Raw genomic sequence first — 26050 nt, 5'->3', positions numbered from 1 at the left:
GTCCATATGACTACTTCAGGTCCTAAATCCTGAGGCAGCCGAAACAAGAATGGGAGCAGAAGGCCGTCTATTCCTGTCGCAATGACACTCAAAACCAAGGGAACGCTGCCCAACTACCAGCAGATTTACGGCAAGGAGTCCAAGGCAAGACCCTTGCGCCTGGCCAGTGAWAGCAGCCGCACCCGTACTAAGGGCTCACTGTACGGGGCCGCGAACAGGAGCCGTCGCAGCAATTGCCTCAGCCGAGTCTCCTTGTAACCGTTTTAAAGCCACGCAATCCGGCTATTCTTAGGTCTGACCAAAGCTATGCTCGAAATCAGCCAAAAACATCGCTTAAACTGTACACAAGGGCGGTAATCGCCTATAATCGCTTGGCATATTCCACATAACCATAATTATGTGGAATCACGTTTTAAGTGTTTAAAAGATAGCCCATGTGCGTATATAAGTACAATTTTACAGTCTATAAAATCAGCACACTGTTCGCATATAGGTACATGCTAGACAGCATTTTATGGCTAAAAAATCAATTGTTGCTTGTTTATATGAAACAGGTATAGTATAATTGTTGTGAAATGACTGCGCAGTCTTTTCTTTCACCATCCTACCAGTATCGTATGACACTAGAAAAGCGATTTCCCACTCTTTTTAGCCAACCACACGCTAGGGAATGGCTCCTCGAAAAAGCATCTGATTTAGCAAGTAACACGGTAAGCGCATACGGCCACGCGTTGGTGGACTACTTTCGGTTTTGTGCGATCCGCGCCATCAATCCTCCCGACGCCAAGCGAACCGACGTCAGAGCCTATGTTACTGACCTAAAATCGCGTTCAAAATTTGGTATGCCTGCCAGGCGTCCCGGCTACGTGAAAAGCACCACGCATGATGGATTTGCCAATGCCACCATACGTCTGAGGGTAACAACCGTCAGACTTTATTACGAATACCTTATTGATGAGGAAGTTAGGACCACGAACCCAATTAAAATAGTTAAATACAAAAGGGGAAGAGGGTTTAATGGAAATAGTCGCGGAATGGTTGAGCGCTACGAAAAGGACCCTTGGCTCCCGAATGAAACGCAGTGGCAGGCGCTCCTGAACGCGGCATCATCCGAATGCATTCGGAATCGTTTCATGCTAGCTCTGGCATACGACACGGGCGTGCGCCGGGCAGAATTGTGCGCCCTGGAGACCGGCGACATAGATCCTTCTCAGCGATTGCTTCATTTACGGGCGAAAACCACTAAAAGTCAGCGCGCACGGCAAGTGCCTTATTCGCAGGCAACGGGCGAACTGTACGCGGCTTACCTGCAGCATCGCCGGCGCATAAGCCGAGCGCCGGGCCCACTTTTCTTGTCTGAGTCACGGCGTAACAAGGGGCTTCCCATTTCTTTTTGGACTTGGTCCAAGGTCGTAAAAGCACTGGGAGAACGAGCCGGCTTGCCGTTGTTTACGCCGCACACGCTACGGCATTTGCGCTTGACCGATTTAGCCCAGGCCGGCTGGAAGATGGCTGAAATTGCGGCCTTGGCTGGGCATGTACACCCAGCCACGACGATGATATACGTCCACATAAGCGGACGTGAATTGAGTGAGCGGTTCCGCCAAACACTTGATTCGACGCTTGACTGGCGGCAAGAAACGATGCAAACCTCACTGCAATGACCAAACGCCTACCTTTCATAGAAAGCAGAAAGGATTCTGTTCGAAATTGGCCTTTTCAACCCCCCCAATTTGACAAGAGTCTCGTCTTAAGCCCATCGGAGAAAACCACGCTGTCTGCTTGGAAAGCGCACGGCCACCTGGGTTGGGGTTCCAAAGCGTTTAAGAAAGAAATTAAGCAGCAGTTGAATCGGCTCATTCAGCCTGTCGAGGTTGCGCTCTTGCATTGGGGAATTCCGAAAGGGGGGGAACGCCTATTGGCTTGCGTTTCATTACTTCTACATGAGATGCATCAACGGCAAACCAGTCTATGGGCTTGGGATGAAACAGCGTGGGCAGAGATAGTTGGTAAAACGTATGAGGATTTTAGAACCATACACCATGATTTTCAACGCGCTCATCATATTGCAAATTTGAAATACCGCCAGTGTGTATTAGCCTGCGCTTACCTACTAAGTGAAATTCCGATTTATCGATTAGTTACTGGTCATAATACGCTTGTTTCCGCTCAACGTATTTTCGGAGGCGTCGCGGTCGAGAAAGCGCTACATACGTTGACGACCGAGTCTACGCGAATCGGACGGGCAGTAACATGGGCAATTAGTCAAGCAACGTGTTCCGCATTACTAGCTAACCGAAGCCCGATTTTAGAAAAGCTTACCCTGCCCGTTATAGAGAAACTACACGAAAGTGATTCTCATAACAAAGCACGAAAAAAAAGCTATGTTACATTGTCAATTATATTGTATAATATTAAGGTTCTATCAACTCATTTACCTACTCCCTGCTACAGTTGGATTAACACCGGAATAGACGACAATTTATGTAATGACTGGCCTCATTTAATTCCGGCGTGGTTTGATCACTTGACGGATGGTGGTGCCTCGCGCAATGAAACGAGAGTGTCGATTTCCTCGGTTGCCAAAGCCGCAAGATGGGCTGCTGAGAAGTATCCAGCCACAGCGGGTGCCCAGCAGTGGACTAAAAGTATGGCCAGAGCCTATAGAGCGGACGTGCAAAAAATGAACGTTGGGCAGTGGCAACACCCAAAAACTAAATCAACTCCCAGGCGCGGTGAGCCATTAGGAGCAAGTTATCAGGCGCAACTGCTGCAAGATCTACGCTTATTTTTCAATGATTGTCACGAATTGGAATGGTTTCCAAGAGCCTTCGACCCTGACCGCCATCTGGCCACCCCTAGGCGCATCTCAGCCAGGCGAGGGCCTAACCCTCGGCCAATTGATGACGCACAATGGGCCAAATTGGTACAAGCTGGATTATCTATCACTCAGGAGGATTTACCTAGCGCTTCTCCGTTCGTGAGCAAGCGAAGTGACGTCACTCCTAAGAGTTGGTATCCACTGGCCATGGTGCGGGCACTGGCGCTTGTTTGGCTCTACTCAGGGTTACGCGCTAATGAAATCCGTCGGCTGCGAGTCGGATGCATACGGTCTATTCCCGGGGAAGAAAACGAGAGTAGGTCCGCCTCAACCCATGCCCTCTGCAATTTGATCGTGCCCGTGGGCAAGAATGGTCGTGGTTTTTTGAAGCCAATCATAAAATTGGTAGGAGACGCCATCGAGCTATGGGAGAAAATTCGTCCTAGTGTTCCCAAACACAGGGATGATAAAACAACCGAAGAAGTAGATTTCTTATTTGTCTGGAAAGGAGAACGAATAGGCCAAACGTACCTCAATGATGTCCTCATTTCCATGCTATGCCGGAAAGCCGGCATTCCCCTCGAAGATGCCTTGGGAAAAATCACTAGCCACCGGGCTCGGCATACCCTTGCCACCCAGTTGGCCAACGCTCCGACGCCACTGCGTGGTCCCTACTTGAGTAATTGGATTGGGCACCGCTCCCGTGGCTCTCTCGGACACTACGTTCAGGAGAATGAACATAAGGTTCAGGAGACCTACGCTGCGGCGAATCGCGTCAGTATTGACAAACGCCAGCTGGAGCAGTTAAAAGAATTTACCGCGATTGGCGGTGAATCAGCAACCGAAGATGGGCCGACACGCTCTGTTGACCTTGGTCACGGCTTCTGCATTTATGATTTCTATGACCAATGCAAACAGCGAAAGCCGTGCATGAATTGCTCATTTTATAGACCTAAAGAATCGCTTTATAGCCAACTGCGGGAAGTAAGAAGTCAGTTGCTACACATGCTGAACTCCATACCACTCTCGAAGGAGGCACGCCAAGCCGTTGAAGATGCGATAGCGATAAATGAAAGGCTGGAAGCCATTCTGCGGAGTACCGAATCCCCCCCGAGCTGAGATACTGGCGTAGAAAAGGCCCCGGGCCGGGTGGATGATGAAGGCAAGGTTGAATTGGCCCGGAAAAGGCGGACAGAAGCCGAAGGCATCGTTCTGCTGTTAAGACGGCCGGAAAGAGCGGACCGCGTAAACCATATCAGCTGAAAAGAAGACGCCTGCCCGGCTTCGTGGCTACGCTGGCAGCACTCTGCTGAACAGCGTAGCCACGAAGCCGGGCAGGCGGTGTACGGTAATCGCGCCCCGGCATTTTCTACCAGGCGCAGCACCTGCTGGGCGGCCGGGTTGCGGTGCCCTTTGGCCAAGTCGGTGAAGTCGGCCGGGGCGTCAGGCGAGCACACAGGTCGGAACAAGCTGACAACGGGCAGCCAGCTGTCCAGCAGCGCCTGCAGTAAGTTGTGGCAGGCGGACCGCTCAGAAGGCGGCGCGGCGGCAGGCCTATCCTGTGGCCCGCGCCACCTGTCGGGTTCCTAATTCAGTGGCTAATGGCGAACAAGGTGGTTCACCATACCTACCTTCCATGGGTGCATCAGTTGGCCAGGACGATGCTGGTGCACAACCGCCCGCGAAACCAACCCAGCCCTTCGACGGTTCGGGGCCGACGACTGACGTCCCGTGTCGCGATGGCCAGGCACCAACGGATTGCCGTTTGGATCGCGCTGACGCACGGGCGCTGGCAGGCGCAAGTCTGCTTCGCGCAAGCAGACGTGGGCGCAAGGCGGATAGGGAAACTACTTGTAGTCGAAACAGCATTCCGAGGCGTTACCCGCGGAAAGGCCTCTTAGCGCAGCATGAGCAATGCTTCCAGGTCGGCGGTAGTAAACTTATTGCCCAGGTCAAGCAGATACGCTTTCAGGTCGGGGTTGAACTTGCCCGTTACCAACCCGGTGTCCGCATCCATGCCCAGGGTAGAAAACAAGAGCATGTATTGACTACGGCTATTTCCCTGCCGAAAGGTCTTGTAATCAATGGCCTGCATGAGCCGTTTTGTGGCCACCCACAGCTTAGCGTACTGCTTGCCGTCCTCGTTATCGCCTGGAATGATGTCACGGAAAGCCAGCTGAAAGGTCTCTTGTGACGAATGCTGGGTCAGGCTGTTCAGGGCCAGGGCAAAGAGGCGGGCTTCCGCTTGGTTGAACGCCCGCGGGGAACGAACGAATAAGCGGCTTAAAAAATCAACTTCTGGGTCGTTGGGTGTAACCGGGTCCATGGCAGCAACGGGAAAATTAGTCGTTAAATAAATTTGGGCGCCTGGGCCCCAGCGTTCGGGCCCGCGGGGGAACGCCTATTGGACAGCCGCCGAACAAGGCCGGCTCCGGGGCGGGGGAAATTAGCGCTGGGCACTGGGCCGTACGGGCGGGTAGTGGCAAAAATCAGTGGAAGCAATGCGGCCGGGGCAGTGGGTTACCGCAGCGCGGCCGCGGGGGTGTCCAACGGCGCAGAAGGAGCAGAAACCACGCGCAGCAAACGCTGACAGGCGCTGCATTGGTCGCCGGGGGAAACCTCTTCCGGGCCCGGGTCATGAGCCAGGTAGGAAACGGGGTCGCCGCATCGGGGAAGGAAATCGCCCGCTTCGTAGCAGTGGTAGGGCACCGCGTAGAGCGCCGCCGCGCGCCAACCGGTTGATTGGGCGCGCACCGGGGGCAATTGCCGCTGCAACGCGCGCAGGTCCGCTTCGCGCAGCACCAGCCGCCGGGGGGGCAGCAAGTGGTTAAGGGCGTGGAGGACGCCTTGCCGGACCTGCGTCAGCAACGGGCGCAGCGCCTCGGGCGGGAGGGACTGGCCCGCGTCGAGTCCGGCCATCACCGGCTGCAGGAGCCGGTGCAGGTTGGTCAGCGGCTGCCTGGCCCGGGGCAGTTTCTCGTCCTGGAAGGTGTCGCGGGGCTTTTGTACCGGAATGTCCGCGTTATCGGGGGTCAGCACCCAGGCCATGTTAACCCCCATGCCCTGGTAAAAGTGCAGCACGGCCGCCAGGACATCCATGCTCCCACGGCCCGTGCTTTCCAGCCGGGTGAGCGCCGCGGGCGAGACCCCGGCCTCCCGGGCCAGCCGGGTACGAGGCCAAGCACCCGGTACCAGGGACTCCGCAGCCAGCATCGCCCGGAGCTGGGTGAGGCGCTCGCCGATGTTTACAGCACTCATGAGCTAATAGAAGAAAAACGCGAAACTGTAAACCCTACGCCCCGCTACCAGCGCGGGCTCACCTCGTTGGCTGCCGGTGGTTGCGCGTTGCCTTGCCTGCTGCAGCCAGCAGCAGCGGCTTGCTGTACACGGACGGATCTAAGAGGCGCAGTACCCGTTCAAAGGATTGAGGCTGCGCCCGCACCCTAACCGTTCTGTGGTGGTGGTGGGCGCCCCCATCAGCTGCCAAGGCCCCCAGAATTGGTATTCGCTGCGCTTCCGGCCGTGCCGTTACTGGTCGTAGTCGCTGGCGAGCAGCGGGCCCTCGTCGTCTTCCACGGTGAGCCGCCGCAAGCGCAGGACTTGCAGCCAGCGGGCGAGGGCGTCCGCGTCGTTGCCATTCGTACGGTTTTCCTCAAAGTACCCCCGGGCGTACGCGGACAGCCCCGCGGTCAGCGGGTACAGGTCCACCGGCTCGACGGCAGGATCGATCAGGTCGATGAAGGGTTCGGGGTCGCCCAGGCGGTAGATCCAGCGCCGGGCCTCCTCCAGCCACAGTTGCCGCAGCACCGGGGGCTGCGCTTGGACGGCGGCGGCCAGGGCCAACTCGCTTTCCAACCCCAACAACCGCACCTCCGCCGCGGCGGCCCCGCCGTCGGCGGCCACCGCCCAGTATTGCAGGAGCAACTCCGGGGTGATCTCGGCAGCGTCTTGGTCAAATTCAAACACAATGCGTAGCATGGCCGCGGATTAAAAAGAAGGGAAAGAATGAGTGGCCGTGGGGGCGCCCCGGAGCGACGGCCCCAGGGTAACCAGTCGGCGGTGGTCGCCGGACCCAAGCACGGTTGGACCCGTCCCTACCACCACCGGGACCAGCCTGCGAGGCCGTTGAGCGAATGGACAGGCTGCGAAATGCGCTGGAGCTGTGCGTTGGGCTCGGAACCGATCTTAGCGCGACAGGCGGTTACCTAAGTACTGGCCGCTGGCCGGGCGGGCGATAGCGTTCCGGCCTGATGGGCTACGACTTCTCCCCCAGGCCAATGCCTGCATCCTGCTTGTCGGCGTCAAATAAGCGTTTCAATGCCTGGTTTAGCACATCTGTCGCCCGGGCCCTACCGGGCTTGTGCGCTTGGTACGGTGCGAGTCGCCGCTCGTTGTCCGCTGTAACAGTGGAGGTAAAAGGGTGCGTTTTGTCCTTCTTTTCCTCCAATACCCCCTGCTTTGCTGGCTTTGGGGGGCCAGGCTTTTTTTGGTAAAAGTGGCAGGGGGGAGGCCAGCAATGCACTAGCGGGACTCCTTCTGTTGATGGAACGCATACAAGCGAAGGAATGGAATAAAATGAATGAAGCCACTTGGCAGGTTCGCACGTGGGTGTCGCAGGGAGGGGTTGCGCGTAAGAAGTTGGGGAATAAGTATAAGAAGTTGTGCGCGCAATGCCACGGTCAAGCAGCGACCTCTGCCACCACAACCGGAAGTGTGAGCACCTGCTCGGAAGCTGAATTAAGTGCTGCAATATGCAGCACTTAAATTAATAATACAGCAAAATACGTGTTATTATTCATTTTTTTTTAGTAAAATACAGATTTATAGGCGGCTAGTTTTGCGCGATTTCCCGCGTGGCCATGTATTTTGCAAAAAACCTGCGCTTTTTACGGCGTCGAGCAGAGCTCTCCCAGTCCGAACTCGGGGATAAGCTCGTAACCGATTACAACACGGTTAGCCGCTACGAGAACGGCAAATCGACGCCCAAACTAGAAGCCTTGACGAAGCTGGCGCAGGTATTTGGCGTGAGCGTGGAAGCCCTGCGTAACCAAGACCTCACGCAGCTGTTGGCGGCCCCCGCCCAACTGGAGCCCAACGCCCCGCCTGAGGCCCAGCACTTGGGGAAAGCGGCTATTCGCGCGGTTAAGCATCCGCTGTTCGTGTCGGTGGAACTGGATGGGACGGCGGCCAGCTTAGCGCGGGCCGTGGCGCGCCTGACGGCCATCAACAACGTGCTCGTCGAGACCGATGAGCCCAGCCGGTAGCCAGGACATAAATGGCCAGGCGTTTCAGGGCCTACGCCGCTTGCACCAGCCCCAACCCGGTGCCTCAACGGACCATCTCAGGGATGGGGAGCACTACCTGCGTCTCAGTGAGCAGCAGCGCGGTGCAGTACTCCGCCAGTGTGCGGACGCAAGGGCGTTCGAGCAGGCTAGAAAAGTGAGGCCGTGACGGGCTTTCAGGTAAGGCACAGCACGGGTAAGGGGGCCCTTATTGGACTATTAGGTAATGAGAATTTTAAAATGCACCCCTGTCTTTTTCTTTTTATGTAGTATGTGTGCTATTAAGATTTTAGCACAATATTAAAAAAACAAGCAAATCGTGCTCAAAAGCTTGTTTGGCAACCAAAGTATATCTGCCTTGGACTTCCGCAACGAGCATACTTCAACTTCGGAAGCAGTCGCTTAAAGAGGCTGAACACTGAATTCTTATTGTGGAAGCCTGCCAATGTTGGCGTAATGAGGCTGCTGACGGGCTCGTCAATTTGCCACTGGACCAACCGCCAGTTACACAGCCGGCAGCACCAGCACGGGCATCGAGCTGTGCAGCAGCACGTGGGCCGTGACGCTGCGGTGAAACAGCCCACCCAAGAAGCTACGGGTCCGCGCCACCAGCACCACCCAATCGAACGCACCGCTGGCCGCAACCTCCAAGATGCCGCCACCCGGCGTGGCGTGCACCAAGCATTGGGTGCGCAGGGCGGTAGCTAGATCGAGGGCCAGGCCAGTGCGCTCCAGCGCCTCGCAGGCCGCGGCCGTGCCAGCCACTGCGTTTGCCTGGTCAGGGCCGACGTGCAGCACAGTCAATTCGGCCGGCAGTGCGTCGAGTAGGTGGCGGACTAAGCCCGCGTTCTCGCCCAGGCTGAACGGCTCATCATCGAGGGCTACCAGTAGGCGTTGCGGGTGGGCGAAGCGGGCGCCCATGGGCACCACCAGCATGGGCTGCGGGACCGTGCGCAGCATGTCTAGCGCAGCGGTCGACACCAGCTCGTCGGGCATGCCGTCGGTGTTGCGGTGGCCCAGCACCACCAGCGCGGGCTGGTGACGACCTAGGGCCTCGGCCACGGCGGACGCTACCTCACCGTGCGCCACTTCGGCCACGGCGGGTGCGGCTAGCCCGCGCACCAGGCTGGCCAATGCCAGGTCGATGGCCTCCCGGCTGAGCGTGTCGACGCGGCCGGTGAGGTGCTCGGGGTCTAGGAGCGCGTCGCGGCGCACGTGCAGCAGCACCAGCTGCGCGCCGAGGGCCCCGGCCAGCGCGTCGGCGTAGGCCAGGGCATGGTCGGCGGGTTGGAAGAAGTCGGTGAGCACTAGCAGCGAGAGCTTCATGGGCTAGGGTAGGAGGGAAGTGAAACCTGCCCGCAAAGGAGCGGGCGCGGCCGGCCCCCGGCCCTGTCAATCGTCAGCCCCGCCACCTGATTTTTATCATGGGCCAGGCCGGGGGGCGGCCGGAACCTTGCGGAGCACCTGGCCTGCTATCCACCAGGGCTTTCAATCCCTTATGAACGTTACTGTTTTCAGCACCCTGGCCTTCGAGCGCCCTTTTCTGGAGCAGGCCAATGCGGGCCGGCACCAGGTGCAATTTTACGAGGCGACGCTCACCGWCCAGACCGCGCCGCTGGCCCAAGGGGCGCGGGCCGTCAGCGTATTCGGGGCCGATGATTTGTCAGCCCCAGTGCTGGCGCAGCTCTGGGCGCACGGCGTGCGCTACGTGCTGGTACGCGCCGCCGGCACCGACCAGGTAGACCTGCCGGCCGCCCACCGGCTGGGCCTGCGCGTGGCCCACGTGCCCGACTACTCGCCCCACGCCATTGCCGAGCACGCCGTAGCCCTGATGCTGGCCCTGGCCCGCCACCTGCGCCAGGCCGACCAGCAGCTGCGCGCCAACAACTTTTGCCTCGATAAGCTCATCGGCTTCGAGCTGCACGGCAAAACGGTGGGCATCCTAGGCGTAGGGCACATCGGGGCGGTGCTGGCGCGCATCCTGCACGGCTTCGGCTGCCGGCTATTGGGCGTGGATGTGCAGCCCAACCCCGACTTCACCCAGCGCTACGACCTGGCCTACGTGACCCTGCCCGAGCTGTGCGCCCAGGCCGACATTATCAGCGTGCACACGCCCCTGACCGCCCAAACCCGGCACTTGCTCGACGATCAGGTGCTGGGCAGTATGAAGCCCGGCGCGATGCTCATTAACACCGGCCGCGGTGGCGTGCTCGACACCGCCGCCGCTTTGCGCGCCCTGGCCAGCGGCCAAATTGGCTACCTAGGGCTCGACGTGTATGAGGCCGAAAAAGGGCTGTTTTTCGCCGACCACACCCGCGACCCACTGCGCGACCCGGCGTTTGCGCAGCTGCTCACTTACCCCAACGTGCTCGTGACCGGGCACCAGGGCTACCTCACCCGCGAGGCCCTGGCCGCCATTGCCGCCACCGCCGTGGCCAGCTTCGATGCCTGGGCCGCCGGCCAGCCGGCGCCGCACGAGCTGTAGGGCGCGCTTCCTTTTCACCCTCTCTTTTCTGCTTCGTGGACCTTCACCACCTCATTTACCAAAGCCAGGCCCTGGGCGACTTCAACGAGCCCGCGCTGGCCGCGCTGCTGCGCCGGGGCCGGGCGCACAACCTAGAAAACAACATCTCGGGCGTGCTGCTGCACACCGCCGATGGCCGGTTTTTGCAGGTGCTGGAGGGCCCCAAAACGGCTGTGCGGCACCTGTACTACCACGTAATCCTGTCCGATACCCGCCACTTTCACTGCCAGGTAATAAGTGAAGGGCCCTGCGACCAGCGCAGCTTTGCTGCCTGGACGATGGGCTGCCGCCTGGCCCAAGCCGCCGACCTGCGCACGCTGCTCGGCGAAGCGCCCGCCAATACCCTCGGGCTCGCCCACCGGCCCTACCCCCGCCTCCAGCTGCTGGCCCTGCTGGAAAGCTTCGTGGCCCAAGGCCCCGTCGAAACCGGCCAGGAGCATCCGCTGGATAGTCAGCCCATCCGCCACCACTAACCCCCACTTCGCCCGTGGCGCTTTTTGCTGATATTCTACTGTTTAGCTGCGGCGCGGGCTTGTTGCTGGCCGCTCGGTGCGGCCCCGCGCCCACGCAGTCGGGGCCCCCGGCCACCCGGCCGGTAGTCACTACCGTGCAAGGTGATAGTTCGGTAGCTGCTGCCATTCGGGTGCTGCTTGATACCACCTCGGCCAGCGCTGCCGGCCGCGCCGCTGCCCGCCCGGGCTTGCAGGCCGGGGCTGAGGTACGGGCGTTTTATGGCCCGGCCGGCGCGCCCGTCTGGCTGGTCGGCGCGGGCCCCGGCCCCGATGCGGCGGCGGCCCTGGCGCTGCTGGCGCAGGCCCCCGCGCACGGCCTGCGCCCGGCCGACTACGGCGGCGAGCGCCTGCTGCTGCTGCGCGACTCGCTGGCTGGCCCCGGCGAGCCGGTGGGCCGGGCCAGCCAAAAAGCCCGTTTTGACGTGTACCTCAGCGATGCGGTGCTCGGCTTCATGCGCGATGTTAGCCGCGGCCGGCTGCACCGCTACACGGCTTCGGCCCGCGAGAAGGCCGCCGGGCCGGGTGGGCAGCCGGGGCCCCAGTTGCGGGCGGCGCTGGCCGGCCACGCGGTGCCCGCCGCTATGCTGGCTGGCCAGCCCGCCAACCGCGAGTACCGCCAGCTGCAGCAAGCCCTGGCGCAGTGGCTGGCACTACCCAGCGCCCCCGATTCGGCGGTGCGGCAGCGCGCCCGCTACGAGCAGGTGGCCGCCAACTTGGAGCGTTGGCGCTGGGATGCCCTGCCGCCCGCGCCTGACTACGTGCTGATTAACCTCGCGGCCTGCGAGCTGCTGGTGGTGGCCCGCGATTCGGTGCAGCGCCGCTACCGGGTGGTGGTGGGCAAGCCCACCACGCCAACGCCCATCCTCAGTAGCATCATCGACCACTTCACGCTGGCCCCCGACTGGCACGTGCCGCGCTCCATCGCCACCCGCGAAATGCTGCCCCAGCTTAAACGCGACGCTGGCTACCTGGCTAGCCACAACTACGCCCTCTACGACGCCCGGGGCCGCCTGCTCAATGCGCGCCGCATCAACTGGGCGCGGGTCACGGTCCGGAATTTTTCTTATACCATCCGCCAGTCGGCCGGCTGTGATAATGCGCTGGGCAACATCGTGTTTCGCTTCGCTAATCCGTATTCGGTGTACGTGCACGATACGCCGGAACGCCAGGTATTTGCCCGGCCCTACCGCGCCCTGAGCCACGGCTGCGTGCGCCTGGAAACTCCCTTTGTTCTGGCCGCCTACCTGCTGCGGCGCGGCGGCCAGCCGGTGCAGTTGCCCAGCGAAGCCGAGTGCGCCCGCCAGCCACGCCCCCGCGACGTGCGCCTGCGCCGCCCCATGCCGCTGTTTGTGCGCTACGCCACCTGCACGGCTGAGGGCGGCCGCCTGCGCTTTCTGCCCGATCCCTACCACCGCGACGAAACGATACGCCGGGGGTTGTTTGGACCAAGCCTCACACCCTAGGCCTTGGAATTAACAGCCCTACCCAACACCCTTTTTCTCATTTAAAACCGGCTCCTGGCCCTAAAGCCGGCCCGCAATCCTCATGGCCTCTTCCTCCGCTTTTCGCTACCGGCACGTGGTCGTCATTGGCGCTTCGGCGGGGGGCGTGCCGGCGTTGCTGGCCCTGGCCAAAACGCTGCCGGCTGATTTTCCAGCCCCCATTTTCATGGTGCTGCACGTAGGGGCTGCCTTGCCCAGTATGTTGCCCGAGCTGCTCAGCGCCGTGTCGAAGCTGCCGGCCCGGCACCCAGAAAGCGGGGAGCTTATCGAGCCGGGCATTATCTACGTGGCGCCGCCTGCCCATCAACTGCTACTCAACGGCAACTGGGTGCTGGTGACGCAGGGCCCGCCGGAAAAAGGGTTTCGGCCCAGCATCGATACGCTGTTTCGCTCGGCGGCCAGCGCGTATGGCGGGCGCGTAATTGGGGTGATACTCACGGGCTTTCTGAGCGATGGGGCCCTGGGGCTGCAACTGGTGCAGCAGCACGGCGGCCTCACCATTGTGCAAGACCCGCACGACGCCGAGCAGCCCGCCATGCCCACGCACGCGCTGGCCCTGGTAACGCCCGACTACCTCGTGCCGCTGGCCCAACTCGGGCCCCTGCTCGTGCGCCTTACCACGGCCGGCGCTCCCGCCAACCGGCGTCCGCCCGGTGCCAAGCCCCGTGGCTGGGCCGCCGCAAAACTGCTGTTACTACTGCTGTGGCTAGCCCTGGTGCCGGGCCTGGCCCGCGCGCAGGCCATCGCCGTGGAAACCGTGCCACCGTTGGCTTTTGGGGCCATGTTTCGGCAGTATCCGCAGGCGCGGCAGATTACCTGGCGCCGGTTTCAGGCCTGGTACCAGGCCAGCTACACCCAGGGCTCGAACCGCCGGCTGGTCCGGTTCAGCAGCAACGGCGACGTGGAGGCTACGGGCCAAGACATAGCGCTCAGCGCGCTCTCGCTGCCCATTCAGCACACCCTGACCACGTACTACCCCACCCGCACTTTTTGCCGCGCCATCGAGGTGACCAACGCCCGCACCGGGGCCCTCACCTACGAAATGGCCACCTGCGAAACTGCCCTCAGTCGCACCATTACGCTCACGGCCAACGGCCGGAAAATACCCCGCCCCGACTAGGGCGTGAGATGATTAGCCCAACCTGTCATTTATAGCAAAAAGAAGGTTATGCAGACCGAAGGGAAGCGTGACCTTCTTTTTGGCTAATTGTCCTACCGCCCTAGGCGGGCGCTACCTGACATATATCAGCTAGTAAGGCCATAATCATCAGGGTATTGCCAGGCGGAAGGACGGACTTTTGGGGCCTGTTCACGCCTTCAAATTTTTCCCCACTGCCCATGCAAACGCTGGAAACTTTCGCCCCGCCCGCCGCGGCCGATTACCTGTCGGACCCCGAGATTACGGCCGCCATCGAGCTGTTTTTTCTAACCAAGAAAGGCGTACCCGCGCACCTCATCGACGTGGCCACCCACGACGGCATCGTGCAGCTGACCGGCATTACCGATAACATGCTAGCCGCTGACCGGGCCGAAGAAATCGCGCTGGCCATGCGCGGGGTGCGCGGGGTGGTCAACGAATTGCTCATCAGCACACCCGACATGCCCAACGACGAGCTGCACCGCGCCGTGGCCGAGGCCCTAGCCGCCGACCCCGCCACCACGGGCTACAATGTGGCCTGCACCGTGGCCGAGGGCGTGGTGACGCCCACCGGCGTGGTGCAGTCGTGGGCCGAGCAGCAGCTGGTGCTGCGCGTGCTGCGGGGCGTGCGCGGGGTGCGCCGCCTGGTGGCGGATGAACTGACTATCCGCTGGGGCGAAATTCAGAACTCGGACGAGGAAATCAGCACCCAAATCCGCGAGCTGCTAGACTGGGACATTCGTGTGTTTAGCAACGAAGTAGTGGTGCGCACCAACGACCGGGTGGTGCACCTGAGCGGCACCGTGGGCACCGCCGCCGAGCGGGCCCAGGTGATAGCCGTGGCCAACCAGACCGGCGCCATCCGCGTCGATGCCCTGGACCTGTTTGTGGCCTATTGGGCCATCAGCAGCGAGCTGCGGCGCGAAAAATTTGCCCAGCGCAGCGATACCGACATTGCCCAGGCCGTGTGCGATACCTTCCGCTACGACCCGCGCGTGCTCTCTTACCAGCCGGTGGTAGTGGTTCAGAATGGGGTAGTTACGCTGACCGGCCAGGTGAGCAGCCTGCGCGCCAAGCAAAGCGCCGAGCGCGATGCTCGCCATGTGGTGGGCGTGTGGGCCGTGCACAACCTGCTGAAGGTGCGCACCCGCTGGTTTACGCCCGATGTGGTGGTGCGCCAGTCTATCCTGGATGCGCTGGCCCGCGACCCCTACGTGGGGGTTTTTGGCTTTGAGGTGCGCGTGACCAACGGCCGCGCCCACCTGCACGGGCAGGTAAATAGCCACTTCGAGCAGGCCCAGGCCGCCGAGGTAGCCAGCGGCGTCAACGGCGTGGCCGAGGTCGAGAACCTGGTGCGCGTGCTGAGCAGCACCGGCTTTAGTGGCCCGCCGGCCGCCTGGTACCCTGGCGCGCTGCGCCCGGCGGCCCATTCCGGTTCGGATTTCGCACTGGCCGAGCGTATCCGCACGCTGTTTTTCTGGTCGGCCAGCCTGCACAACCAGGACGTGGCGGTGCGAGTCGAAAACGGCCGCGCCACCCTCTCCGGCACCGTCGATACCTGGCTCGACCGCGAGCAGGCCGCYTTCAACGCCTATGAGGCCGGCGCCACCTCCGTGGATAATGCCTTGGAATTGATTTCTTCCAAGTTCATTTAAATCAAGTATATGCGCTCCCGTGCAAATCTCGGCCGGAACTCCGCCAGTCGCCATGATACGGGCCAGGTGAGCCCGGCCGTCCTGCGCATTGCCCAGGAAGCTGACGCTACCATGTCGCCTGATGCGTGGGAAGTGGGGCCTGGTGGGCCGGGGTTGCGCGGTGGAGAGCACCCCGGCGACCCCGGCCCCCTAGGGCCCTCAGCAGGCGCCCCACCACGCAACAAGCTACTCCCAAGCTCATGAACTCCTCCATCCTCGTACTGGCCAATTTGCCGGAAGCCGCCGCCCACACGGCGCGCTACGCCGCCGCCCTAGGCCGCCCGTTGGGCCTGCATTTGGCGCTGCTGCACTGCTACTTATACCCCACGCTGCTGGAGCCCGCGCTGGTGGGCGAGGTAGTGGAGCAGCTCGACCGCAACGAGGCCGAAACCCTGGCTGCCCTGCGCGCCCTGGCCAGCCGCCTGCCTGTGCCCGCCGAGGTGCTGGAAGCCACCGGCTTGCTGGACGACGACGTGGCTGCCGCCGTGCGCCGCTGCCACCCGCTGCTGCTGGCCATGGGMCGGGGCCCCGAGCAGGGCCTGCTCGATGACCTGCTGCGTAGCCAGCTGCTGCCCGTGCTGCGGGCCACCGGCCGGCCGGTGCTGCTGGTGCCCGCCGCTACGTTGGCCACGGCGGGGGCCCTAGGGGTGCCGCGCCGGGTGCTAGTGGCCGTCGATGGTGAGCCCTTCGCCCTGGCGGCGGCTTCACGCAACCTAGGCGGGCTACTGAGCTCGTGGGCAGCCGCTTACACGGTGACCCAGGTGCTGCGCGGTTCTGACGCAGCGGCCCGCTCCAGCCACCTGGCCCTGGCCGATGTGCGGGCCAGCCAGCTGCTGCCGCCCGCTACTCCGCTGGACTTGTACGAGGTAGCTGACGCGGCCCCGGCTGCCGGCATCTTGCAAGCCCTGGCCGATACGCAGGCCGATATGCTGGTGCTCATTGCCCGGCCGCGCAGCTTTTGGGGCGAGCTGTTTCACCGCAGCGTCACGGCTGCGGTGCTGCGCCATTGCCCGGTGCCGGTGCTGCTGCTGCCGGCGGTGGAGTAGGGCGCCGGCTATTTCTTTTCACCTTTCTTTTCTAAAAAAATGGATACCACCCAACCCGCCCACTGCCCGCCCGGCATTGGGGCCCAAGCCCCCGACTTTGAGGCGCTTACCACCACTGGTCCTGTCAAATTTGCCGATTTTGCGCCCGGTAAGTGGGTGCTGTTCTTCTCGCACCCGGCCGATTTTACGCCCGTCTGCACCACCGAGCTGATGGGCTTTGCCAAGCGCGAGGACGAGTTCACGGCCCTCAATACGGCGCTGCTGGGCTTGAGCATCGACAGCATCCACTCGCACATTGCCTGGGTTAATGACGTGCGCGAAAAGAGCGGCGTGTACTTCCGCTTCCCCATCATTGCCGATATCGACATGAAAGTGGCGCGCCTCTACGGCATGCTCCAGCCCGCGGAGAGCGACACGGCCGCCGTGCGGGCCGTGTTTTTCATCGACCCGAGCCATAAAATCCGCCTTGTGCTATACTACCCCATGAGCGTGGGCCGCAACCTCGACGAGCTGCTGCGCGCCCTCCAGGCCCTGCAACACGTGGACGAGCACCACGTGTCGCTACCCCTCAACTGGCAGTTGGGCCAAAAAGTACTGCTGCCGGCCCCCATTACCCTCACCCAGCTCGATGCGCGCCTGTCCGACGATTCGGTGGAGCAACCCGAGTTTTACCTGGCCGAAACCTACGTGTAAGGGCCGGCTGAAAAGCGGGTGCCCGCAGCCAAAACGCCCTTTATACTACCCACTTTCGTGCCGGCGAGCCCGGTACCAGCTAGCGCCCCTAGCGACAGTGGCTTAAAAAAGCCCCGGCTTCCTACCCTGGAAACCGGGGCTTTTTTGCGGATTTAGCACCCTGGTTGCCGGCCGCGGCGTGGGGCAACCTGACAAAAATCAGGTAACCGGATCGGGTTCGTCAGGGCCACGGCTAGCCCTGCCGTGGACCTTTACCCCCGGCTTACGACTTCGGCCTGGCTGGGCCGGGCGAGGATTTTGCCGCTTAACGCACCCAATTCATGGACAAGGATTTGCAAGGAAAAACCGCTCTCRTTACTGGGGGGGCTTCTGGTATCGGTAAGGCCGTGGCGCTGCTCTATGGGCAGCACGGGGCCCGGGTAATGGTGTCGGATGTGGACGAGGAGCAGGGCCAGCAGGTGGTCGAGCAGCTGCAAATGGGCGGCGCGCAGGCGCAGTTCTTCAAGGCCGACGTGGGCGACCCCGCCCAGTGCCGCCAGCTGGTGCAGGCAACCGTGGCCGCCTTCGGTACCCTGGACATGGCCTGCAACAACGCCGGCATCACGGGCGAACTAAGCTTGACGGCCGATTACTCGCTGGAGGGCTGGCAACGCATTATCAACGTGAATCTTAACAGCGTGTTCTTCTGCCTGAAATACGAGCTGGAAGTGATGCTGAAGCAGGGGAGTGGCGCGATTATCAACATGTCGTCCATCCTAGGGCAGGTGGGCACGCCCACGCTGGCGGGCTACGTCACGGCCAAGCACGGCGTCATCGGCCTCACCCAAACGGCCGCTCAGGAATACGCTGCCCAGGGCATCCGCATCAACGCAGTGGGGCCGGGCTACATTGACACGCCGCTGCTGAGCGGGTTTTCGGCCGAAACTAAGGCCGGGCTGGTGGCGCTGCACCCCATTGGCCGGCTGGGCACGTCGAAGGAAGTGGCCGAGCTGGTCGTCTGGCTCAGCTCCGACAAAGCTTCTTTCGTGACGGGCAGCTACTACCCCGTCGATGGCGGGTATCTGGCCCGCTAGTACGATTTACATTTCCCTACCCCATGAAAATCGCCGACCACACCCTTGAACAGGAACTTGTTAGTAGCCTGTAAGCTAATCTTAGCGGCCTCACCGAGAAGCACACCCGCCAGATGCACCAAAAGGTAGCTGGTACCGTGAAAAAATGGCTAAAAGCTTTGCCCGCCTGCTGGCCAAGGAGCAGCGCGCCCGCGACGAGCAGCAGCGCCTCGCCACCAAGGTCTCGGTCGAAAACCTGGTGCTGAAGCTGCACGAGTTGCTGAGCCAACCCGCCGCCGCGCCGCGCCACTTGCGGCGGGCCGGCACCCTGGCCGCGTGAGGCCGCCCGCAGCTAAGGTTAGTGTAAGCTGAGCTGGCGTTTTTGGGCTGCGGGCTAGGTGCGACGCTTGTGGGCGTGATTTCTAGGGCTCGCCATTCGTAAAATCCAGTCCCTAGCCTCCTCTCTCAAAGGATTCCACGCATTAAGCGGAGCAGGGTTTACGGACGGTGGACATAAACAACTAAAATTCAATTATCTACATCATGCCCGTCACTACGTTAGCGCCCCCCATCGCCCGCCCCGCCCGCCCGCCGCTGCCGCCCGAAGCGCTCCAGCGCCTCGATGCCTACTGGCGGGCCGCCAACTACCTCTCGGTGGGCCAGATATACCTGTGCAACAACCCCTTGCTACGCGAGCCGCTGCAACTTGCGCACGTCAAGAAGATGCTGCTGGGGCACTGGGGCACCACGCCGGGCCAGAACTTCATCTATACTCACCTCAACCGCATTATCAAGCGGCGCGACTTAAACATGATTTACCTCTCCGGGCCGGAGCACGGCGGGCCGGCGGTGGTGGCGGGCACGTATCTGGAAGGGACGTACAGCGAGGTGTATCCCAACATCAGCCAGGATGAGGCGGGGCTGAAACGGCTGTTTACGCAGTTTTCCTACCCCGGCGGGATTTCCAGCCACGCCTCGCCCCAAACGCCGGGCTCCATCCACGAGGGCGGCGAATTGGGCTACTCGCTCAGCCACGCGTTTGGGGCGGTGTTTGATAACCCCGAGCTGATGGTGGCCTGCGTGATTGGCGACGGCGAGGCCGAAACCGGCCCGCTGGCCACCGCCTGGCACTCCAACAAGTTTCTCAATCCGGCCACTGATGGCGCGGTGCTGCCCATTCTGCACCTCAACGGCTACAAGATTTCCAACCCCACGGTGCTGGCCCGCATCACCCATGAGGAGCTCGACCAACTGCTGCGCGGCTACGGCTGGACGCCCTACTACGTGGAGGGCCACGAGCCCGCGCTGATGCACCAGGCCATGGCCGCGGCGCTGGAAGAGGTGGTCTGCGACATCCACCAGATTCAGCAGCGCGCCCGCGAGCACGGCGACCTCACGCGCCCCCGTTGGCCGCTCATCGTGCTGCGCTCGCCCAAGGGCTGGACCGGTCCGAAGGAGGTCGATGGCCGGCCCAACGAGGGCACCTTCCGCTCGCACCAGGTGCCGCTGGCCGTGTCGGCCACCGCGCCGCCCGAGCACCTGGCGCAGCTAGAAGCCTGGCTGCGAAGCTACAAGCCCGAAGAATTGTTCGACGAAGCCGGCCGCCTGCGGCCCGAGCTGGCCGAGCTGGCCCCGCGCGGCAATCGCCGCATGGGTGCCAACCCCAACGCCAACGGCGGCCTGCTGCTGCACGATTTGCACCTGCCCGACTACGCCGACTACGCGGTGGCCGTGCCGTCGCCGGGCAGCGTGGAGGCCAGCGACACGGGCACGGTGGGTAAGTTTTTGCGCGACGTGCTGCGGCTGAACGCGGCCCCGCGCAACTTCCGCGTCTTCGGCCCCGACGAAACATTGTCGAATAAACTCGACGCCGTATTTGAGGCCACCAACCGCCAGTGGGACGCGGCCACGGCCGCCCATGACGAGTTCCTGGCCCCCAGCGGCGGGGTGCTCGAAATGCTGAGCGAGCACCAATGCCAGGGCTGGCTCGAAGGCTACTTGCTCACCGGCCGCCACGGCCTGTTCAACAGCTACGAGGCCTTCGTGCACATCGTCGATTCGATGTTCAACCAGCACGCCAAGTGGCTGAAATTGACCCTCGAAATACCCTGGCGGCGCAACATCGCCTCGCTCAACTACCTGCTGACTTCCACTGTGTGGCGGCAGGACCACAATGGCTTCACGCACCAGGACCCCGGCTTTATCGACCACGTTATCAACAAGAAAGCCAGCATCGTGCGCGTGTACCTGCCACCCGATGCCAACTGCCTGCTCTCGGTAATGGACCACTGCTTGCGAAGCCGCCACTACGTAAACGTCATCGTGGCCGGCAAGCACCCCGCCCCGCAGTGGCTGAGTATGGAGGCCGCCCGCATTCACTGCGCCGAGGGCATCGGCCTCTGGCCCTGGGCCAGCACCGACGCCGGTCAGGAGCCCGACGCCGTACTGGCCTGCTGCGKCGACGTGCCAACCCTCGAAATTCTGGCCGCCGCCAGCATCCTGCGCGAGCACCTGCCGGAACTGAAAATCCGGGTCGTCAACGTCGTGGATTTGCTCAAGCTTCAGCGCCCCACCGAGCACCCCCACGGCCTGCCTGACGCCGACTACGACGCGCTCTTTACACGCGACAAGCCCGTCATTTTTGCCTTCCACGGCTACCCCTGGCTGGTGCATCGCCTCACCTACAACCGCGCTAACAACCAGCACCTGCACGTGCGCGGCTACAAGGAAGAGGGCACGATAACGACGGCCTTCGACATGACGGTGCTCAACGACATGGACCGCTTCCACCTGGCCATGGACGTGCTCGACCGCGTGCCCCAACTCGGCAACAAGGGCGCCTACCTCAAGCAGTACCTGAAGGATAAGCTGGTGGAGCACCGCCAGTACATCACCCACCACGGCGAGGACATGCCCAAAATCCGGGAATGGCAGTGGAAATCCTAGGGTGGTAGGGACCGGTCAGCCGGCGCGCGCCGGCTTCCACAAATATAAAACAATGAACATCAATACACTAACCGCTACCGCTCACGCCCTGCTAGCCCCCGGCAAAGGCCTGCTGGCGATGGACGAAAGTACTGGCACCTGTAACGCCCGCTTCGCCGCCCTCGGCATTCCGCAAACCGTGGAGGCCCGCCGCGCCTACCGCGAGCTGCTGGTGACTACGCCTGGCCTGGGCGAAGGCATTAGTGGGGCCATTCTGTTTGATGAAACCATTCGGCAGCGCACGGCGGCCGGCGTTCTCTTCGTGGAAACCTTGCAGCAGGCGGGCATCATCCCCGGCATTAAGGTGGACCTGGGCGCGCCCGCGCTGGCCGGCTTTTCCGGCGAGCAAGTGACCGAAGGGCTCGACGGCCTGGGTGCCCGCCTGGCCGAATACGCCGGCCTGGGGGCCCGCTTCGCCAAGTGGCGGGCGGTGCTCACCATCGGCCACGACCGGCCCAGCCGGGCCGCCATCGGGGCCAATGCCCACGCGCTGGCCCGCTACGCCGCCCTGTGCCAGGCTGCCGGCTTAGTGCCCATCGTGGAGCCCGAAGTGCTGCTGACCGGCCCCCACTCCCTGGCCCAGTGCGCGGCCGTGACCGAAGACGTGCTGCACGAAGTATTCGCGCAGCTGCGCACCCAGGGCGTGGTGCTGGAAGGCATGTTGCTGAAGCCCAGCATGGTGCTGGCCGGTGATGCCTGCCCCAAACAGCTCACCACCGCGCAGGTGGCCGATGCCACGGTGGCCTGTCTGCTGCGCGCGGTGCCGGCGGCCGTGCCGGGCGTGGCGTTTTTGTCGGGTGGGCAGTCGCCCGAGCAGGCTACGCGCCATCTGGCCGCCATGCACGAGCGGTTCGCCGGCCGGCTGCCGTGGGCGCTCACGTTTTCCTTTGGCAGGGCCCTGCACCAGCCGGCCCTTGAGGCCTGGGCTGGGCAGGCCGCTAACGTAGCCGCCGCCCAGCGGGCGCTGCTGGAACGGGTGGCGAGCAACCGGGCAGCCATTGGCGCCGCAGTGGCAGTAGTCGCTTGAGCATCATTGATATTTTACTGAATTTTAAGATTTTAAGCTGCTTAATCCAATCTCTTATCTCCATGGAAATCACAAATAAGAATACCCAAATCGGTCACGTATTGCTCGCCGCGCTAGCGGGGGTAGGGGCCGGCGTGCTTGGCGGGGTGCTGCTGGCCCCCACTGCCGGGGCGGCCACGCGCCAAAGCCTGAAAGACCTGACGCGTAAATACGGCCGCCTGGTCAGCGAGCAGCGGCAAGAGGCGGGCCATCACCTCGCCCAGCGTGCTACCAAGCTCAGGGAGGCTTCTAAAGGTCTGGCGAACGATTGCCTGGGCCATCTCCAGCAGTGGGGCCTGCTACCGGAAGTAACGTCCCGCCCTTATTAAGCACCATTGAGCACCCAGCCGACGCACCACGCGCCCCTCGCTGGACCAAGCTGGTCCGGCGAGGGGCGCGTTAGGTAACAGCTAACGAGCGTTTTACAGCGCGTTTAGCATCCGCACGATTTGGCGCTTGCGCTTGCCGAGCTTGGCTTGCAGGCGGCTCACCAGCTCGTGGCCCTTGCCCTCCACGTAGGTCAGGTCGTCGTCCGTGAGCTGGGTGTAGGTGTGTTGCAGCTTGGCTTTGAGCTGGTTCCAATCGCCGCGCATGCGCAGGCGGTGGTCGATGCGCAGGTTGCGGAATTTCCGGCGGCGCTCGATGGCTTTTTCGGAGTAGAGCAGGACCCCGGCCAGGGCCCCTACGCCGGCACCGGCCAGGAGGGTAAGGAAGACTTTGCCAGTCTTGTTTTTGGGCGTTTCGGCTGTCATGGGAAGCTAACTAAAAGGTGGAAACCCCGCCGCTGGCCAGCCTAGGTGCTGRGCGGCGGGGGTTAGCAAAGTTTCCGCCACCCAAGGCCGCGCGGCCCTGACTATCGTCAGGCCGGGGCCCTGATTTTCGTCATGGCTAGGGCAGGGGGTTTGTCGGAAAATTGCGGGGGAAACAGCTATAAAGCAACGCCGGCCGACCGGCCCGGACAACCACCTGGAAACTGCGCGGAATATTCCCGGCTACCGCAACCCCTTTTAATGGAGTATTACCAAACCCCCGTGGCCGAGGTGGCCGCCGCCCTAGGCACCTCGCCGGCCGGCCTCGATGCCGCCACGGCCGCCCAGCGACTAGCCGAATACGGCTCCAATCAGCTGACCGATACCAAGCAAAAAGCCTGGTGGCAGCTGCTGCTGCGCCAGTTTACCGACGTGATGATACTGGTGCTGCTGGCGGCGGCCGGCATCTCGGTGGCGGTGGGCGAGGCGCAGGCGGCCTACGTTATTCTGGCCATTATTATCCTGAACGCGGCTCTCGGCTTTGGGCAGGAATACCGGGCTGATAAGGCCCTGGCGGCCTTGCAGCAGCTGGCCCCGCCGCAGGCGCAGGTGCTGCGCGGCGGCCAGCCCGTGGCCGTGCCCGCCGCCAGCCTGGTGCCCGGCGACGCGGTGCTGCTCGAAGCCGGCAACGTCATTCCGGCCGACGTGCGCTTTCTCGAAACCCATGCCCTCAAAGTGGATGAGTCGTCGCTGACCGGCGAGTCGGCCAACGTGGAGAAAGACCCCGCCGCGCTGCCCGCCGGGGCCTACCCTCTCGGCGACCGCCTGAACCTGGGCTACAAGGGCACCTTCGTGACCAACGGCCGCGCCACGGCTTACGTGGTGGCCACCGGCATGGGCACCGAGCTGGGCAAAATCGCCGCCCTCCTCCAGGCCCCCAACACCCAGACGCCGCTGCAACAGCGGCTGGGCACGTTTGGCAAGTGGCTGGCGGCGGGGGCGGTGTGCATCTGCGCGGTGTTTTTTGCGGCCGGCTGGTGGCGGGGCGAGCCGCTGGGCGAGCTGCTGCTGGTATCCATTTCGCTGGCCGTGGCCGCCATTCCGGAGGCGCTGCCGGCGGTGGTCACCATCGCGCTGGGGCTGGGCGCGCAGCGCCTGGCCAGAGACCAGGCCCTGGTGCGCCGGCTGCCGGCCGTGGAGACGCTGGGCTCGGTCACCTACATCTGCACCGACAAAACGGGGACGCTGACGCTCAATCAGATGACCACCCAGGAGGTGTACGCCAACCCGGCGTTCAAGCTGCCCGCCCTGGGCGATGCCGACGCCCTGCTCACCGCCCTGGCCCTCAACACCGACGCCACCCAAAACCCCGCCGGCCAGTGGCTMGGCGACTCGACCGAGGTGGCCCTGGCCCGATACGCCGCCGACCACGCCTACCCCCGCGCCGCCCTCGAAACCCGGTTTCCGCGCCTCGCCGAGTTGCCCTTCGACTCGGAGCGCAAGTGCATGACCACCCTGCACCAGACCCCGCAGGGCGTACTCGTGCTTACCAAAGGCGCGCCCGGCGTGCTTTTCGCCCAGCTCGCCGCCGACCAAAAAGCCCAGCTGCCCGACCTCGAAAAGCGCGCCAACGCCCAGGCCGCCCAGGGCTACCGCGTGTTGGCCTACGCCGCCCGGTTGCTGCCCGAATTGCCGACCCAGCTCGACGCCGCTACCCTCGAAACCGGCCTCAGCTTCATCGGCTTCGCCAGCCTCATCGACCCGGCCCGCGCCGAGGCCGCCCCGGCCGTGGCCGCGTGTCAGGCCGCCGGCATTATCCCCGTTATGATTACCGGCGACCATAAGCTCACCGCCGAGGCCATCGCCCGCAAGCTGGGCATTCTGGGCCGGCCCGGCGAGCTGGTGCTTACCGGCCCCAAGCTGGCCGCTCTGGATGAGCCCGCCTTCGCCGCCGTGGTGGAAAAGGTGCGGGTGTACGCCCGCGTAGACCCGGCGCAGAAGCTGCGCATTATCAGTGCCTTGCAGGCCAAAGGCCAGTTTGTGGCCATGACCGGCGACGGCGTGAACGACGCGCCGGCCCTCAAAAATGCCGACATCGGCATTGCCATGGGCATCGGCGGCACGGAGGTGGCCAAGGAGGCCGCGCACCTCATTTTGCTCGACGACAACTTTGCCACCATCGTGGTGGCCGTGCGGCACGGGCGGCGCATTTACGACAATATTCTCAAGTTTGTCCGCTACATTTTGTCGGGTAATGTGGGCGAAATCTGGGCCATTTTCCTAGCCCCGTTCTTCGGGCTGCCCATTCCGCTGCTGGCCATCCAAATCTTGTGGGTCAATCTGTTATCCGACGGCTTGCCCGGCCTGGCGCTGGCCTACGAGCCCGCCGACGCCAACGCTATGCAGCGCCCGCCCCGTCCGCCGGGCCAGTCCATTTTTGCGGGCGGCCTGGGCTGGTTTGTGGGTTGGGTGGGCCTGCTGATTGGGGCCCTCACGCTGGGCACCCAGGCCTGGGCCATCCGCGACGGCGACGCGCACTGGCAAACGATGACATTCACGGTGCTCTGTTTCACGCAGTTGGGCAGCGCGCTCGCCATCCGCTCGCCACGCGAGTCGCTGTTTACGCTGGGCCTGCTCTCCAACAAGCCCATGCTGGGCGCGGTGGGGCTGTCCATCGTGCTCCAGTTGCTGATTATCTACCTGCCCTTCTTCAATAAGCTGTTTACCACCAGTCCCTTATCGTGGCGCGAGCTCGGGCTGACGGTGGCTATTTCGAGCGTAGTGTTTTGGGCCGTGGAGCTGCAAAAGCTAATCATTCGGCGGCGTGGGGTAGGGGCGGCGGTGCCTGAGCCACTACCACCACAGGCAGCCGTGCTAGCGGCCGCCTAGCCGCCCCGGTCCGCCGGCGTGAGCCGGCCGACCGGTTGTCGTTGGGAGTCAACTGGCTGTCGTTATAAGGCAGTTAACTGTTGTCGTGAGGTCAGCT

General features: G+C 62.7%; 21 protein-coding genes. 16 read left to right on the top strand and 5 right to left on the bottom strand.

Features of this window, described 5'->3' with window-relative positions; translation table 11 throughout:
- Window positions 1-575 precede the first annotated feature (575 nt).
- The gene (locus tag EAH73_RS22770) at window positions 576-1664 is read left to right on the top strand and encodes a tyrosine-type recombinase/integrase (RefSeq protein WP_240047377.1); all 1089 of its coding nucleotides are present in this window, start codon (window positions 576-578) and stop codon (window positions 1662-1664) included.
- Window positions 1661-3940 carry a tyrosine-type recombinase/integrase gene (locus tag EAH73_RS22765; RefSeq protein WP_140469739.1) on the top strand — a complete coding sequence of 760 codons (2280 nt, stop codon included), beginning with the start codon at window positions 1661-1663 and terminating at the stop codon, window positions 3938-3940. The genes EAH73_RS22770 and EAH73_RS22765 overlap by 4 nt, the downstream gene beginning before the upstream one ends.
- A gap of 778 nt (window positions 3941-4718) precedes the next feature.
- Here the strand turns inward: EAH73_RS22765 and EAH73_RS22760 are convergent.
- The 3 genes from EAH73_RS22760 to EAH73_RS22750 form a co-directional block, all read right to left on the bottom strand.
- The gene (locus EAH73_RS22760) at window positions 4719-5147 is read right to left on the bottom strand and encodes a replication initiation protein (RefSeq protein ID WP_140469738.1); all 429 of its coding nucleotides are present in this window, start codon (window positions 5145-5147) and stop codon (window positions 4719-4721) included.
- Between the two features lie 194 nt (window positions 5148-5341).
- The gene (locus EAH73_RS22755) at window positions 5342-6079 is read right to left on the bottom strand and encodes a hypothetical protein (protein ID WP_140469737.1); all 738 of its coding nucleotides are present in this window, start codon (window positions 6077-6079) and stop codon (window positions 5342-5344) included.
- A 270-nt stretch (window positions 6080-6349) separates the two neighbouring features.
- Window positions 6350-6799 carry a hypothetical protein gene (locus tag EAH73_RS22750; RefSeq protein ID WP_140469736.1) on the bottom strand — a complete coding sequence of 150 codons (450 nt, stop codon included), beginning with the start codon at window positions 6797-6799 and terminating at the stop codon, window positions 6350-6352.
- 881 nt (window positions 6800-7680) lie between these two features.
- Between EAH73_RS22750 and EAH73_RS22745 the strand changes: the two genes are divergently transcribed.
- The gene (locus tag EAH73_RS22745) at window positions 7681-8085 is read left to right on the top strand and encodes a helix-turn-helix domain-containing protein (RefSeq protein WP_140469735.1); all 405 of its coding nucleotides are present in this window, start codon (window positions 7681-7683) and stop codon (window positions 8083-8085) included.
- Window positions 8086-8607: 522 nt separating this feature from the next.
- Here EAH73_RS22745 and EAH73_RS22740 read toward each other — a convergent pair.
- Entirely contained in the window at window positions 8608-9429 is an 822-nt protein-coding gene (locus tag EAH73_RS22740) for a universal stress protein (RefSeq protein ID WP_140469734.1), read from the bottom strand.
- Window positions 9430-9601: 172 nt separating this feature from the next.
- On the opposite strand from EAH73_RS22740, the gene EAH73_RS22735 reads away from it, so the two are divergent.
- From EAH73_RS22735 to EAH73_RS22685, 12 genes are all read left to right on the top strand, one after another.
- Entirely contained in the window at window positions 9602-10588 is a 987-nt protein-coding gene (locus tag EAH73_RS22735; protein WP_140469733.1) for a 2-hydroxyacid dehydrogenase, read from the top strand.
- 35 nt (window positions 10589-10623) lie between these two features.
- Entirely contained in the window at window positions 10624-11100 is a 477-nt protein-coding gene (locus tag EAH73_RS22730) for a BLUF domain-containing protein (protein ID WP_140469732.1), read from the top strand.
- Between the two features lie 14 nt (window positions 11101-11114).
- The gene (locus EAH73_RS22725) at window positions 11115-12602 is read left to right on the top strand and encodes a L,D-transpeptidase family protein (protein ID WP_140469731.1); all 1488 of its coding nucleotides are present in this window, start codon (window positions 11115-11117) and stop codon (window positions 12600-12602) included.
- Window positions 12603-12684: 82 nt separating this feature from the next.
- On the top strand, window positions 12685-13761 hold the full coding sequence (locus tag EAH73_RS22720) for a chemotaxis protein CheB (RefSeq protein WP_140469730.1): 1077 nt from the start codon (window positions 12685-12687) through the stop codon (window positions 13759-13761).
- A 218-nt stretch (window positions 13762-13979) separates the two neighbouring features.
- Window positions 13980-15434, top strand: coding sequence for a BON domain-containing protein (locus EAH73_RS22715; RefSeq protein ID WP_140469729.1), 1455 nt, complete (start codon window positions 13980-13982; stop codon window positions 15432-15434).
- Between the two features lie 239 nt (window positions 15435-15673).
- Window positions 15674-16519, top strand: coding sequence for a universal stress protein (locus tag EAH73_RS22710; protein WP_140469728.1), 846 nt, complete (start codon window positions 15674-15676; stop codon window positions 16517-16519).
- Window positions 16520-16558: 39 nt separating this feature from the next.
- The gene (locus EAH73_RS22705; protein ID WP_140469727.1) at window positions 16559-17212 is read left to right on the top strand and encodes a peroxiredoxin; all 654 of its coding nucleotides are present in this window, start codon (window positions 16559-16561) and stop codon (window positions 17210-17212) included.
- A gap of 320 nt (window positions 17213-17532) precedes the next feature.
- The gene (locus EAH73_RS22700; RefSeq protein ID WP_140469726.1) at window positions 17533-18285 is read left to right on the top strand and encodes an SDR family NAD(P)-dependent oxidoreductase; all 753 of its coding nucleotides are present in this window, start codon (window positions 17533-17535) and stop codon (window positions 18283-18285) included.
- A 145-nt stretch (window positions 18286-18430) separates the two neighbouring features.
- Window positions 18431-18604: a hypothetical protein gene (locus EAH73_RS23260; RefSeq protein ID WP_161599663.1), complete on the top strand. Its 174-nt coding sequence runs from the start codon at window positions 18431-18433 to the stop codon at window positions 18602-18604.
- A gap of 203 nt (window positions 18605-18807) precedes the next feature.
- Window positions 18808-21210: a phosphoketolase gene (locus EAH73_RS22695; protein ID WP_140469725.1), complete on the top strand. Its 2403-nt coding sequence runs from the start codon at window positions 18808-18810 to the stop codon at window positions 21208-21210.
- 52 nt (window positions 21211-21262) lie between these two features.
- Complete coding sequence (locus tag EAH73_RS22690; protein WP_140469724.1) at window positions 21263-22276, top strand: class I fructose-bisphosphate aldolase; 1014 nt, start codon at window positions 21263-21265, stop codon at window positions 22274-22276.
- On the top strand, window positions 22273-22644 hold the full coding sequence (locus EAH73_RS22685) for a YtxH domain-containing protein (RefSeq protein WP_193560219.1): 372 nt from the start codon (window positions 22273-22275) through the stop codon (window positions 22642-22644). The genes EAH73_RS22690 and EAH73_RS22685 overlap by 4 nt, the downstream gene beginning before the upstream one ends.
- Before the next feature lie 93 nt (window positions 22645-22737).
- Here the strand turns inward: EAH73_RS22685 and EAH73_RS23820 are convergent, their stop codons facing one another.
- Window positions 22738-23067, bottom strand: coding sequence for a hypothetical protein (locus EAH73_RS23820; protein WP_240047376.1), 330 nt, complete (start codon window positions 23065-23067; stop codon window positions 22738-22740).
- A gap of 258 nt (window positions 23068-23325) precedes the next feature.
- Here EAH73_RS23820 and EAH73_RS22675 point away from each other — a divergent pair, with 258 nt between their 5' ends.
- Window positions 23326-25953: a cation-translocating P-type ATPase gene (locus tag EAH73_RS22675; RefSeq protein ID WP_140469723.1), complete on the top strand. Its 2628-nt coding sequence runs from the start codon at window positions 23326-23328 to the stop codon at window positions 25951-25953.
- Window positions 25954-26050: the final 97 nt, after the last annotated feature.

This window comes from Hymenobacter nivis, from assembly GCF_006439025.1.
GTDB lineage: Bacteria > Bacteroidota > Bacteroidia > Cytophagales > Hymenobacteraceae > Hymenobacter > Hymenobacter nivis_A.
The sequence above is the reverse complement of the archived record's forward strand: the minus strand, read 5'-3'. Positions and strand labels throughout refer to the sequence as shown.

Bases quoted from the DNA above. Each gene is read 5' to 3' on its own strand.
- EAH73_RS22770 (WP_240047377.1), top strand. From the start codon at position 576: ATGACTGCGCAGTCTTTTCTTTCACCATCCTACCAGTATCGTATGACA.
- EAH73_RS22765 (WP_140469739.1), top strand. From the start codon at position 1,661: ATGACCAAACGCCTACCTTTCATAGAAAGCAGAAAGGATTCTGTTCGA.
- EAH73_RS22760 (WP_140469738.1), bottom strand. From the start codon at position 5,147: ATGGACCCGGTTACACCCAACGACCCAGAAGTTGATTTTTTAAGCCGC.
- EAH73_RS22755 (WP_140469737.1), bottom strand. From the start codon at position 6,079: ATGAGTGCTGTAAACATCGGCGAGCGCCTCACCCAGCTCCGGGCGATG.
- EAH73_RS22750 (WP_140469736.1), bottom strand. From the start codon at position 6,799: ATGCTACGCATTGTGTTTGAATTTGACCAAGACGCTGCCGAGATCACC.
- EAH73_RS22745 (WP_140469735.1), top strand. From the start codon at position 7,681: ATGTATTTTGCAAAAAACCTGCGCTTTTTACGGCGTCGAGCAGAGCTC.
- EAH73_RS22740 (WP_140469734.1), bottom strand. From the start codon at position 9,429: ATGAAGCTCTCGCTGCTAGTGCTCACCGACTTCTTCCAACCCGCCGAC.
- EAH73_RS22720 (WP_140469730.1), top strand. From the start codon at position 12,685: ATGGCCTCTTCCTCCGCTTTTCGCTACCGGCACGTGGTCGTCATTGGC.
- EAH73_RS22705 (WP_140469727.1), top strand. From the start codon at position 16,559: ATGGATACCACCCAACCCGCCCACTGCCCGCCCGGCATTGGGGCCCAA.
- EAH73_RS23260 (WP_161599663.1), top strand. From the start codon at position 18,431: ATGGCTAAAAGCTTTGCCCGCCTGCTGGCCAAGGAGCAGCGCGCCCGC.
- EAH73_RS22690 (WP_140469724.1), top strand. From the start codon at position 21,263: ATGAACATCAATACACTAACCGCTACCGCTCACGCCCTGCTAGCCCCC.
- EAH73_RS23820 (WP_240047376.1), bottom strand. From the start codon at position 23,067: ATGACAGCCGAAACGCCCAAAAACAAGACTGGCAAAGTCTTCCTTACC.